Source organism: Streptomyces sp. NBC_00247 (assembly GCF_036188265.1).
In the GTDB taxonomy this organism is placed as follows: Bacteria; Actinomycetota; Actinomycetes; order Streptomycetales; family Streptomycetaceae; genus Streptomyces.
Map to the genome: position 1 here is coordinate 1,581,156 of NZ_CP108093.1, position 12,288 is coordinate 1,593,443.

The window sequence follows — 12,288 nt, forward strand, 5'->3', positions numbered from 1 at the left end:
GTTCCTCCTGGAGGTGACCAGGAAGAGACGCGGCCCCGCACGCCTCGGCGGAAACCGGAAGCGGGCAGGGCGCAACAGCTTGAGTAAGGTCCGAACTTCCTACCCGGAATGACCCGGGCGAGGTTCAGAGGGTCTGCGGCCATCCGTCTCACCGGTGCCGCACTCTCAGCGCTGTGGCGCTCCCCTGTCGGAATATGAAGTTGAATGCGGGGCCAGGCTACACGGGCCCCTGTACGGGGCTTTCCCCGGTCGGGCCGACGACGGCGGCCTGACCGGGGAGAACGCCCCCACGCCGTGGATTCAGCGCTCGGAGGCCGCCAGCTGCCCGCAGGCGCCGTCGATCTCCTGGCCACGGGTGTCACGCACCGTGACGGGTACGCCGTGGGCCGCGATGGCGTCCACGAAAGCCTTCTCGTCCTCGGGACGGGAGGCCGTCCACTTCGAGCCGGGCGTCGGGTTGAGCGGGATCAGGTTGACGTGCACCCGCTTGCCCTTGAGCAGCCGGCCGAGCCGGTCGCCGCGCCATGCCTGGTCGTTGATGTCGCGGATCAGGGCGTACTCGATCGAGATCCGGCGGCCCGACTTCTCCGCGTACTCCCATGCGGCGTCGAGCACCTCGCGGACGTTCCAGCGGGTGTTCACGGGCACGAGGGTGTCACGGAGCTCGTCGTCCGGGGCGTGCAGCGAGACGGCGAGCCGGCACTTGAAGCCCTCGTCCGCGAAGCGCAGCATGGCGGGCACCAGGCCCACGGTGGAGACGGTGATGCCGCGCTGCGAGAGGCCCAGGCCGTCCGGCTCGGGGTCGGTCAGCCGGCGGATGGCGCCGACGACGCGGTTGTAGTTGGCGAGCGGCTCGCCCATTCCCATGAAGACGATGTTGGAGAGACGCGCGGGCCCGCCCGGCACCTCGCCGTCGCGCAGCGCCCGCATGCCGTCCACGATCTGGTGCACGATCTCGGCGGTCGAGAGGTTCCGGTCCAGCCCCGCCTGTCCGGTGGCGCAGAACGGGCAGTTCATCCCGCAGCCGGCCTGTGAGGAGATGCACATCGTCACGCGCTCCGGGTAGCGCATGAGGACGGACTCCACGAGCGTCCCGTCGTGCAGCTTCCAGAGCGTCTTTCGGGTGGTGTCGTCGTCGCAGCTGATGTGCCGGACCACGGACATGAGGTCCGGGAACAGCGCTTCGGCGAGCTTCTCCCGAGATCCGGCCGGGATGTTGTTCCACTGGGCCGGGTCGTGCGCGTACCGCGCGAAGTAGTGCTGCGAGAGCTGCTGCGCGCGGAACGGCTTCTCGCCGGTCGCGGCGACTGCCTCCTTGCGCTCGGCGGGCGTGAGGTCGGCGAGGTGCCGCGGGGGCCTCTTGGCTCCGCGGGGCGCGACAAAGGTGAGTTCTCCGGGCTTAGGCATGGTTCTTCCAGTGTCGCAGACGCGACGGGAAGGGCCCGCCGTCCTGTGGACAGCGGGCCCTTGACGCAAGAAGACGCAGGTGGAGCGGGTGGCGCGGGAACATTCCGGCCGATGGGACCGGCTTCGGAGCACCTCAGCCGGAACGTATCGCCTCAGCCGCTGCCGACGAACAGCACCAGCAGCAGCCAGACGACCGGGGCGGTCGGCAGGAGCGAGTCCAGCCGGTCCATGATCCCGCCGTGACCGGGCAGCAACGTACCCATGTCCTTGATGCCGAGATCCCGCTTGATCATGGATTCGCCGAGGTCGCCGAGGGTGGCGCTGGCGGCGACCGCGAGCCCCAGCAGGAGCCCTTGCCACCAGGAGCCGTCGTCGATCAGGAACTGCACGCACAGCGCGCCGCCCACCATCGCGAAGGCGATGGCCCCGAACAGACCCTCACGGGTTTTTCCGGGGCTGATGCGCGGGGCGAGCTTGTTCTTGCCGAACCGCCAGCCGACCGCGTACGCGCCGGTGTCACTGACCACCGTCAGCAGCAGGAACGTGAGCACCCGCCAGGGGCCGTCGTCCGCGGCCAGCATCAGCGCGACGAACGTCGCCAGGAACGGCACGTAGAACGCGGCGAAGACACCCGCCGTGACGTCCCGCAGGTATCCCTCCGGCTTCGCGGTCATCCGCCAGACGAGCACGGCCAGCGAGGTGAGCGCCATCGCGATCCAGGCGCCGTCGGCGCCCCACGCGTAGCCGGCCACGACCATGGCGGCGCCGCCCACCGCGAGCGGGACGAGCGGAGCCTTGATCGACTTCCGCTCGTCCAGCCGGGAGGTGAGTTCCCACAGGCCGACGACGACGGCGACGGCGACGACACCGACGAAGACGGCCTTGACGACGAACAGCGAGGCCACGACGACGGCGCCGAGGCCCACGCCGACCCCTATGGCGGCCCGCAGGTCACGCCCCGCCCGCTTCTTCTGCGGAGCGGGGGGCGGGACAGGCGCGGGTGTCCGCGGGGCGGGTGCGGGTGCCTGCGGCACCTCGTCGCGGAACAGGGGGCCACTGATGTGCGTGGCGTCCCCGTCCCGGCCGTCGTGGTCGTCTGCGTCGTCTCTACCTGCGTCGGGAGTGTCCGGCACGATGGGCATGGGCCGAGTCTGCTGGGCGCCGTGCGCATCGTGGGCAGGACCCGCCGGAGCGGCCGCGATCTCGGACGAGCCCCAGTAGCCGGCACCCTGCGGGGCGCCCAGGGAGGAGTCGTTCATCAGACTTCGAGCAGCTCGGCTTCCTTGTGCTTCAGCAGCTCGTCCACCTGCGTGACGTACTTCGCGGTGGTGTCGTCGAGCTCCTTCTCCGCGCGGCGCACCTCGTCCTCGCCGGACTCCTTGTCCTTGACGAGCTTGTCGAGCGCCTCCTTCGCCTTGCGGCGGATGGAGCGGATCGAGATCTTGGAGTCCTCGGCCTTGGTCTTGGCGACCTTGATGTACTCCTTGCGGCGGTCCTGGGTGAGCTCCGGGAAGACCACTCGGATGATATTGCCGTCGTTGCTGGGGTTGACGCCCAGGTCGGAGTCGCGGATCGCCTGCTCGACGTTGCGCAGCGCGGTCTTGTCGAACGGCGTCACCACGGCCATCCGCGGTTCGGGAACCGAGAACGAGGCCAGCTGGTTGATCGGGGTCAGCGCGCCGTAGTAGTCGGCGACGATCTTGTTGAACATCGCCGGGTGCGCGCGGCCGGTCCGGATCGCGGCGAAGTCCTCTTTCGCCACGACTACGGCCTTCTCCATCTTCTCCTCGGCCTCGAGGAGGATTTCTTCGATCACCACGTGCTCCTGCGTGTCTTGAGTGGGCCCGGCATCGTCATCGCCGGGCCCTGCGGATCCTGCGTCGCGTCCTCACCTGCACGGTGTCCGACCGGCAGGCCGTTGTCCATCCGTGGGCCGTCAGGCCCGGGTGCTCTCGTCACTCACGAGGGTGCCGATCTTCTCACCGTTGACGGCACGGGCGATATTGCCCGCGGTGGTCAGTTCGAAGACCAGGATCGGGAGCCGGTTGTCGCGGCAGAGCGTGATCGCGGTGGCGTCGGCGACCTTCAGATCGCGGGCGAGCACCTCGCTGTACTCCAGCGCGTCGAACTTCACCGCGCCGGGGTTCTTCTTCGGGTCGGAGTCGTAGACCCCGTCGACCCCGTTCTTGCCCATCAGGAGCGCCTCGGCGTCGATCTCCAGGGCCCGCTGGGCGGCGGTGGTGTCGGTGGAGAAGTACGGCATGCCCATGCCGGCGCCGAAGATCACGACGCGCCCCTTCTCCAGGTGGCGCACGGCACGGAGGGGAATGTACGGCTCGGCGACCTGGCCCATGGTGATGGCGGTCTGTACGCGCGAGTCGATGCCCTCCTTCTCCAGGAAGTCCTGGAGCGCCAGGCAGTTCATCACGGTGCCGAGCATGCCCATGTAGTCGGACCGGGCCCGGTCCATGCCGCGCTGCTGGAGCTCGGCGCCGCGGAAGAAGTTGCCGCCGCCGATGACGACGGCGATCTCCGCACCGTCGCGCACCACCGCGGCGATCTCGCGGGCGATGGCGTGCACGACGTCGGGATCGACCCCGAGTCCACCGCCACCGGCGAACGCTTCACCGGAGAGCTTCAGCATGAAGCGTCCGGGCACCTTCTCGTCGCGCTTGTGGTCAACCTGTTTGGCGTCCGCGCCCTTGTCCATGGAAATTCTCCTCGTGCACATACGAAGAAGGCCATTGCCGGTGGGTCTGGTGTCCCTCAGCGGCAATGGCCTCCTCGTCAGATCTGCGGTCGCTCGGCAGGTGTGCGGCCGACGACTGCATCAGACCCTATCCCGGGTCCACCGTCATTCGCGGACGGGACTCAGATGCCGACCTTGATGCGCGTGAAGCGCTGCAGGGAGACACCGGCCTCGTCGAGAACCTTCTGAACCGACTTCTTGGCGTCCTTGGCGAAGGACTGCTCCACGACGACGACGTCCTTGAAGAAGCCGTTGACGCGACCCTCGACGATCTTCGGGAGGGCGGCCTCGGGCTTGCCCTCCTCGCGCGAGGTGGCCTCGGCGACACGACGCTCGTTCTCGACCGTCTCGGCCGGGACCTCGTCGCGGCTGAGGTACTTCGGGGCGAAGGCGGCGATGTGCTGCGCGACGTCCTTGGCGACCTCGGCGTTCGGCTTGTCCAGCTCGACGAGCACGCCGACCTGCGGCGGGAGGTCGGGCATGGTGCGGTGCATGTACGCGGCCACGTAACCGCCGGTGAACTGCGCGAAGCGGTCCAGGACGATCTTCTCGCCGAGGTTGGCGTTGGCCTCGTCCACGAACGCCTGGACGGTCTTGCCGGCCTCGATCTCGGAGGCGAGCAGCGCCTCCAGGTCGGCCGGGGAGGTCGCGGCGACGTGCGCGGCGAGCGTGTTGGCGACGGCCTGGAACTTCTCGCTCTTGGCGACGAAGTCGGTCTCGCACTTCAGCTCGAGCAGAACGCCGGACGTCTTGTCGTCGGAGATGAGCGAGACGACCGCACCGTTCTCGGCAGAACGGCCCTCGCGCTTGGCGACGCCCTTCTGACCCTTGATACGGAGCGCCTCGACGGCCTTGTCGACACTGCCGTCGGCCTCGTCGAGCGCCTTCTTGCAGTCCATCATGCCGGCGCCGGTGAGCTCGCGGAGCTTCTTGACGTCAGCGGCGGTGTAGTTCGCCATGAGTCTGGGTTTCTCTCTCGAAGTCTGAAAGATCTACGGGTGAACGGCGGGGGCGGTGCGCGTGGCACCGGCCCCCGCCGTCAGTCAGCCGTGACGGAGGTGTCAGGCCTGCTCGGTCTCGGCGGCAGCCTCGACCTCGGCGGTCTCGGCGGCAGCCTCGACCTCGGCGGTCTCGGCGGCGGCCTCGGCCGGCTCGGCGTCGGCGGCCTTCTCGGTCTCGGCGGAGGCCTGGACCTCGGCGTCGTCCTTCTTGTCGCCCTCGAGCAGGTCGCGCTCCCACTCGGCGAGGGGCTCGCCGGCGGCCTTCTCGCCCGGCTTCGAGTCACCGGTGGCGGCACCGGAACGGGCGATGAGGCCCTCGGCGACGGCGTCGGCGATCACGCGGGTGAGCAGGGTGACGGAGCGGATCGCGTCGTCGTTGCCCGGAATCTTGTAGTCGACCTCGTCGGGGTCGCAGTTGGTGTCGAGGATCGCGACGACCGGGATCTGGAGCTTGCGCGCCTCACCGACGGCAATGTGCTCCTTCTTGGTGTCGACGATCCAGACGGCGCTGGGCACCTTCTGCATCTCGCGGATACCACCGAGGGTCTTCTCCAGCTTGGCCTTCTCGCGCGAGAGGACCAGGAGCTCCTTCTTGGTGAGGCCGGAGGCGGCCACGTCCTCGAAGTCGATGACCTCAAGCTCCTTCAGACGCTGAAGGCGCTTGTAGACGGTGGAGAAGTTGGTGAGCATGCCACCGAGCCAACGCTGGTTGACGTACGGCATGCCGACGCGCGTCGCCTGCTCGGCGATGGCCTCCTGGGCCTGCTTCTTCGTACCCACGAACATGATGGAGCCGCCGTGCGCGACGGTCTCCTTGACGAACTCGTAGGCGCGGTCGATGTACGACAGCGACTGGAGCAGGTCGATGATGTAGATGCCGTTGCGCTCGGTGAAGATGAAGCGCTTCATCTTCGGGTTCCAGCGACGGGTCTGGTGACCGAAGTGGACGCCGCTCTCCAGCAGCTCCCGCATCGTGACGACGGCCATGGCCATCTCCTTGAAGTACTCGGTTCCGCGACCGCAGGATTGCTGTCGCGCCTGACGCCCCACGCGCCGTGCCACGAAGGACCGAGAGGCGCGGCCACCGTCCGCTGAGAGGGAGGTGGCGGGGCGTGCGAAGTCGACCCGGTCACCCGGGTCGCCACAAGAAGTGTACGGGACCCTTCGCGTGCCGGGTGACGGCGTTGTCCACAACCGGCGAGTACTCCACAGGGTGGGCCCAAGATCCCCCGGCAGACGGCCTCCGGCGGGAGAGTTGCGGCATGCGGTGGACACGCGCGACCACATACCCGTCACGGGCACGGCTTCGGCCACGGGTGCGGGCGGCGGCCCGGTCCGGCCCGGTCCTCTTGCCCCTGCTCGCACTTCTGGTGACCTGCCTCCTGGCCCCGGCGGGCGCTCCGGCGCCCCCGCCGCCGGGCTGGGTCCCGGCCGGAGCCGGGGCTCTCCGGGCGCCGGCCGGGACCGGCGGCGACGACGGCGCCCGGAGCTGGCCGTTGGCGGGCCGGCCAGTGGTCGTCAGGGGATGGGAGCCGCCGCCGGGCCCGTACGCGCCCGGCCACCGGGGCGTCGACCTCGCCGCACCCACCGGCACCCCGGTCCGCGCGGTCGGGGCCGGACACGTCGTGTTCGCGGGCCGCGTGGCCGGGCGCGGGGTCCTCACCGTGGAGCTGGCGGAGAGTGGCGATCCGCCGCTGCGCACCACGTACGAACCCGTTCGCTCGCTGGTGCGCGTCGGCGACGAGGTCCGGGCGGGCGCGCCGGTGGCGGTGACGGAGCCGGGCCCTTCGCACTGCCCGTCGGGGTGCCTCCACTGGGGCGTGCGGCGCGGCGACACCTATGTGGACCCGCTCTCGCTGCTGCCGCCCGCCCTGCTGACGCGCGGCCCGTCACGGCTGCTGCCGGTGTCGGGCGTCCCGCTGCCGGGGGATGCGCCGTAAGGAGTGGGCCGGGACGGACCGGCGGTCGCGGCCCCCGCCCGGCTGCGGAGCGGGATCAGCCCCGGACGCCGCGCAGGATCATGGCGACGGCGGTCTCGGCGATCACGCCCGGCTCCTCGGCCACCACCAGCTCGATCCGGCGCACCGCCGCGTCGACGGAGCCTTGGAGCAGCATCGCCGCGAGCCTCGGCTGCGTGTGCCCGAGATCGCCCAGCGCCTCGACGATCATGGTGATCAGCCCGCCGTGCGCGGCCCTGATCTTCTCGCGTGCCCCGGCGTCGAGTTCGCTCGCGGAGATGGCGACCACGGCTCGGTGACGCCGGTCCCCCACCAGTTCGAGCTGCTTGCGGACGTACGCCTCGATCTTCTCCTCGGGCGTCCCGGCCGTCGCCATGGCGTTCTCGACCTCGGCCGCCCACACGGGGAAGTCCACGGCGCAGAGTTCCTCGACGACGGCGGCGCGGGAACGGAAGTACTCGTACACCGACGACCTGGCGAGGCCCGTGCGTTCCGCGAGCGCGGGGAAGGTCAACGCCTCCGTCCCGCCCTCGGAAAGCAGGGAGCGCGCGGCGTCCAGGAGGGCGCCGCGCTGCATGGTCCGGTGCTCGGCCACGGAGGCCGCTCGAATCCTGGGCACGGCTCCACTGTACGGCGGAGGGGCCGCCCGCGAGGTGCCCGACCTCGGCGTCCGGTGGACGCGGGCCGCTCAGCGGCCCGCGTCGGCCAGTTTCGCGCGCAGCTGGAGGACCGACTTGGTGTGGATCTGGCTGACCCGGCTCTCGGTGACTCCGAGGACGTTGCCGATCTCGGCGAGCGTCAGCCCTTCGTAGTAGTAGAGGGTGACCACGGTCTTCTCCCGGTCCGGGAGGGTGTTGATGGCGCGGGCGAGCAGCCGTCTGAGCTCACGGCCTTCGGCGACCTCCACCGGGTCGTCGGCGGCCGTGTCCTCCAGCGTGTCCATCAGGCTGAGCCGGTTGCCGCCTTCCCCGCCGACGTGCAGCAGCTCTTCCAGTGCCACCACGTTCGCCAGCGACAACTGGCTGAATACCGCGTGCAGTTCCTCCAGGGCGATCCCCATCTCGGCGGCGACCTCGGACTCCGACGGGGTGCGCCGCAACTGGGCTTCGAGTGTGGCGTAGGCGCGCTCGACGTTCCGCGCCTTCTGGCGTACGGAGCGCGGAATCCAGTCCAGCGCCCGGAGTTCGTCGATCATCGCGCCCCGGATGCGGGTGATCGCGTATGTCTCGAACTTGATGGCCCGCTCGATGTCGAACTTCTCGATGGCGTCGATCAGTCCGAAGACGCCCGAGGACACGAAGTCCGCCTGCTCGACGTTGGACGGGAGCCCCACGCTGACCCGGCCCGCGACGTATTTGACGAGCGGTGAGTAGTGCAGGATCAACTGCTCCCGCAGCCGCTCGTCTCCCGTGGACTTGTACGTGCGCCACAACTCTTCGAGGGAGGAGGGGGCGGGGGGCCGCACAGTGCCACGCGCAGCGGGTGGTACTGCCGCGCGGTCAGACCCGGAGGTGTGCTGGGGCATGTGGTGCCTTGAGCCGTTCTGCCGTGAAGTACTGGGGACTTGTGGGGAGCGGAGACATGTGAGCGTAGCGTGACTGAGGCGTCGCGTTGCGCGTCCGGAGAGGGCGGTCGGAGCGCGCTGGTGCCGCGCGCGCTCCACCCGCCGGGCGTACGGGACGACCGGGGCCGACACCGTACGCCTCGGCCCCGGGAGTGGCGCCGTACGAACCACCGAGGTCACCCGGCTTACCTTTTCACCCGAATGCCCCAGGTCAAGTACCGCCTCGCCGGGTGTCGTCGTTGGGTCTCGGCGCGGGCGCCGACCGCCAGGTGTCGCCCTCCCGTTCGACGAACCCGAGTGAGTGCAGCTCGTACAGCCGAGCGAGTGCCTCGTCGGCCGAAGTGCCCGCGGCACGGGCGACATCGCGTACCCGCGCGGTCCCCGCGCGGGGCAGCGCGTCCAGGACCGCGGCGGCCACCGGGCCGAGCAGGTCCCTGGGAAGCACGGGCCCGCGCCGGAGCGGGGCCAGGTCGCCGATCTCGCCGACCAGTTCGACCACTTCGGCCGCGTCGGTGACCAGTACCCCTTCGCCGCGCAGCAGTTCGTGGACACCGGCCGACAGTGAGCTGGTCGCGGGCCCCGGGACACCTGTTTCCGGGACCACCGCTTCTTCCTGGATATCGGCGCCCGTCAGGACACGCGGGTCGACTCGTCCTTCCACCCGGAACGGCGGCACGAGGTTGTGTTCAGGAATCGGCAGGTAGCCGGGGCCGTCCACCGGCAAGGCGGCCATCACCTCGTCCCACACCCCGCAGGTCCGCCACGTCTTGTACCGGGTGTGAATGCCCTTCCACAAGCCGAACCGCTCGGGCAAGTCCTGCCAGCGGACTCCGGTCCTCGCCTTGTAGAACATCGCGTCGAGCATCAGGCGTCCCGGCACGAGCCTGTGATTCGGCGGCTCCCACGCCTTAACGACGGGCTGGGCCAGCGCCCATGCCTCGTCGGTCAGCTCCGGGGGCACCCCTCGCCTGGCAGCCGTGAACCACTCGGCCAGCGAGCAGGACAGACCGAGCTTCGGCTTGGGAACCGGGCCGGTGATCGTGACGCGCACGTCCAGGAGGGCCAGTACCTCGGCCTGCTCGGACGGTTTCATGTCCGCCAGCCGGGTGCGCGCCAGAGTGGCCAGCGTTTCCAGGTCGCGGGCGCGCTGGGCGGTGGCCTCGGTCTCCTCCAGCCATGAGGTCGCCTCGTTGCGCAGGTCGGCGAGCTGGCGTCGCTCTTCCGCGAGCGCTGCGGTGGCCGCCGCGACCGCCGACGCCGGAAGGCCCGCCTTGGCGTACTCCGTGACCATCGTGGTGATGGCCTTGTCCAGGTTCGCGATCTGGCGCTCAAAGTCGGCGATGCGGTCACCGTGCTGCACCTTGTCGCCCTCGGTCATGCCGACCCACTCAGCCGCCATCGACTTGAGCCGCGCGGGGTCACCCAGCAGATTGACGACCTCGCCCCAGACGGCCGACTCCATCGCGTCGGCGTCCACCATCTTGCAGGTGCACACCGGGCCGCCGGGATGCTTAGCCGCCAACCCTGAACATCGGTACCAGCGGCCGGCCCGGGATGACCGCGCCATGCCGACGTGGTGCGACAAACAGCCCGTGTGCTCATTGAACAGTCGCTTCGACAGCGGGTACGTCAGCGGCTGCGACTTCGGCTTGCCATTCGCCAGCCGCCCCATGGCCTGCTTCAGGGCGGCCACCTCGTCCGGCGTAAAGATAGGGACAAGCTTGATGATGACGGTGTCACCGTTCAGCGGCTTGCCGTCGCGGCCGAACTTGGCGCCGTGCCCCGCGTTCGTCCGGTTGGGGTTCCTGAAGATCACGCGGGCGTTCAGCGTGGACTCGGACAGGAGCTTCGCCCGAGCGTTGGCCGCCGACCACGGCACGCCCGACCTCGTGAAGAGACCCATGATGTTGAGCCGCTCGGCCAGCTGGTTCGTGTTAACGCCGTCTTCGACAACCAGCCCCCACATGGCTCGGAGGACCAGAACTTCAGCCTCGCACTGGACGAGGTGCGACTTGCCCTTCTGGCCCTGACAAGCGATCTCGTAACCGTAGGGGGGCTGGCCACCGGGCCACCCTCCCTCCTCCGCCTTCTCCTGCAACCCGCCCTGGGTGCGCTTGCGGATCACCTCGTACTCGGTTTCCGCGTAGTCGGCATCGCGGCGCATCTTCTTGCGACCCTCGGAGGTGCTGTTGTCGTAGTCGTCCTCTACTACGCCGACGAAAATGCCGATGTCTTGGAGCTCCCACACCCATTGCCAGAACGCCCGGCCTGTTCGGCCGATGGCGCGGCCCTCGCTCACCACCACGATGTCGAAGGGCTTCGGCTTGCGGTGGGCGTCGGCCATCAACCGACTGAGGTCCTCGCGGTCGGCGGCCTTCAGGGAGCCACTGACGCCCTCGTCGGTGTAGGTGCCAACGTGGTCCCAGTCCTTGCGCGCGATGTATCGGGTGATCTTCTTCAAGGCGGCCTGCACGCCGTAACCCTTGGCCTGCTCCTCGGTGGACACACGGGCATAGGCGACGGCCCGCAATCTGACCGACTCGGTGGTGCGCTCGACTACTCCCAAGGCGATATCGAGAGCGTCTGTGTCTTTCTGCTTCATAGATGGGTCTCGTCTCTCAGCATTCGGCCCGACCGGGGGTGGCACCCCCGGTCGGGCCGTCCGTCAGCGGGTGAAATCGGCCGTGCAGTCGGCCCAGATGAAGTCGCCGGACACGTCGTCCATGACCATCCGGCGCACCCTCAGCTCGTGCGTCTCGGGCATCTCGCGTCGGGCCTTGTCGGCCATCTGGCGGATCGTGTCGGCGTTGCTGCACCGCGCGGAAACCAGACGGCCGCGCGAGTTACGGAACTGGATCTTGAACACTGGGGCTCCTCAGGGGAGCCGGGGTGGCTGAACCGACCACCCCGGCGGCGGGGTGGTGGTCAGGCGGTCTCGTCCTCGGCGGCCTTCTTGGCGGCGCGCTCCTCGGCCTTCCGTTCGGCGCGGATGGCGGCCTCGGCGGCCTTGTCCTTGGCCCGCGCCACACCGGCCTGCACCATGTAGCCGAACTTGAACCCGTCCGCCATGGTGGCGGCCTGGCCGCTGGTGACGATGCCGTCCCGGGTGCGGGTGACCTCTTGCGCCCCAGCACCGGCCTTGATGAGGAACGACTTCAGCTTGGCGTCGTGACCCGGGGCGAACTGGCGCGTGGTGGTGGCGACGCAGCCGGTGGTCTTGCCGTCCCCGGTGGAGAACTGCGAACAGGTGCACGGCACCCAGCGTTCACCCTTATCGGCTTCGGCATTCTTTTTGGCGGCCATTTTGAGACTCCCGAGTTCCAGAATTCCGACACCGTGCCGAAATTGCCAGGAAAATCCAATCACGGGACTTGCGCGCCGCACAATTTCCTAAATTGAACCAAAATAAAAATGACAAGAAGAATCGGCGTGACCACGCTTTGGCGCACCGCCATTCACGGCACGTGACGGGCCTCTCTCGTCACCTCTCGTAACGACTGGAAGTCGGAAGTTGGAAGCTGGAAGCTGGAACTCGCCCCCCTCCCACCCCATATGTGCCCGGGCACAGGGGGTATGGGAGGGGCGTTCCAGTTCCGGCGATTACGGTTC

The 12,288-nt window shown here is 69.1% G+C and carries 11 protein-coding genes and 2 pseudogenes; 1 reads left to right on the top strand and 12 read right to left on the bottom strand.

Translation table 11 applies throughout. The annotated features are described in order from the left end of the window. Positions 1-300 precede the first annotated feature (300 nt). From rlmN to rpsB, 6 genes are all read right to left on the bottom strand, one after another. Positions 301-1,407: a 23S rRNA (adenine(2503)-C(2))-methyltransferase RlmN gene (gene rlmN, locus OHT52_RS06240; RefSeq protein ID WP_328719139.1), complete on the bottom strand. Its 1,107-nt coding sequence runs from the start codon at positions 1,405-1,407 to the stop codon at positions 301-303. 152 nt (positions 1,408-1,559) lie between these two features. Then, entirely contained in the window at positions 1,560-2,666 is a 1,107-nt protein-coding gene (locus OHT52_RS06245; RefSeq protein ID WP_328719140.1) for a phosphatidate cytidylyltransferase, read from the bottom strand. Continuing rightward, the gene (gene frr / locus OHT52_RS06250; protein WP_275495954.1) at positions 2,666-3,223 is read right to left on the bottom strand and encodes a ribosome recycling factor; all 558 of its coding nucleotides are present in this window, start codon (positions 3,221-3,223) and stop codon (positions 2,666-2,668) included. Before frr ends, OHT52_RS06245 begins: the two co-directional genes overlap by 1 nt. Before the next feature lie 120 nt (positions 3,224-3,343). Further along, entirely contained in the window at positions 3,344-4,117 is a 774-nt protein-coding gene (gene pyrH, locus OHT52_RS06255; protein WP_328719141.1) for a UMP kinase, read from the bottom strand. A gap of 161 nt (positions 4,118-4,278) precedes the next feature. Next, positions 4,279-5,115: a translation elongation factor Ts gene (tsf, locus tag OHT52_RS06260; RefSeq protein ID WP_328719143.1), complete on the bottom strand. Its 837-nt coding sequence runs from the start codon at positions 5,113-5,115 to the stop codon at positions 4,279-4,281. A 102-nt stretch (positions 5,116-5,217) separates the two neighbouring features. Then, positions 5,218-6,144, bottom strand: a complete 927-nt coding sequence (gene rpsB / locus OHT52_RS06265; protein ID WP_328719144.1) for a 30S ribosomal protein S2 — start codon at positions 6,142-6,144, stop codon at positions 5,218-5,220. Between the two features lie 383 nt (positions 6,145-6,527). Here rpsB and OHT52_RS06270 point away from each other — a divergent pair, with 383 nt between their 5' ends. Next, complete coding sequence (locus OHT52_RS06270; RefSeq protein WP_328719145.1) at positions 6,528-7,097, top strand: murein hydrolase activator EnvC family protein; 570 nt, start codon at positions 6,528-6,530, stop codon at positions 7,095-7,097. 55 nt (positions 7,098-7,152) lie between these two features. Here OHT52_RS06270 and OHT52_RS06275 read toward each other — a convergent pair whose 3' ends face one another. From OHT52_RS06275 to OHT52_RS06300, 6 genes and pseudogenes are all read right to left on the bottom strand, one after another. Next, complete coding sequence (locus OHT52_RS06275) at positions 7,153-7,710, bottom strand: TetR/AcrR family transcriptional regulator (RefSeq protein ID WP_328723635.1); 558 nt, start codon at positions 7,708-7,710, stop codon at positions 7,153-7,155. 93 nt (positions 7,711-7,803) lie between these two features. Continuing rightward, positions 7,804-8,640: an RNA polymerase sigma factor WhiG gene (gene whiG / locus OHT52_RS06280; RefSeq protein ID WP_328719146.1), complete on the bottom strand. Its 837-nt coding sequence runs from the start codon at positions 8,638-8,640 to the stop codon at positions 7,804-7,806. Between the two features lie 250 nt (positions 8,641-8,890). Beyond that, positions 8,891-9,268 (bottom strand): annotated as a pseudogene (locus OHT52_RS06285) (DNA-processing protein DprA); the annotation flags it as partial. 153 nt (positions 9,269-9,421) lie between these two features. Further along, a pseudogene (locus OHT52_RS06290) lies at positions 9,422-11,281 on the bottom strand (recombinase family protein); the annotation flags it as partial. Positions 11,282-11,344: 63 nt separating this feature from the next. Continuing rightward, positions 11,345-11,545: a hypothetical protein gene (locus tag OHT52_RS06295; protein ID WP_328719147.1), complete on the bottom strand. Its 201-nt coding sequence runs from the start codon at positions 11,543-11,545 to the stop codon at positions 11,345-11,347. Between the two features lie 59 nt (positions 11,546-11,604). Beyond that, positions 11,605-11,982 (bottom strand): hypothetical protein, encoded by a 378-nt coding sequence (locus tag OHT52_RS06300; RefSeq protein WP_328719148.1) that lies wholly within the window; start codon positions 11,980-11,982, stop codon positions 11,605-11,607. Positions 11,983-12,288: the final 306 nt, after the last annotated feature.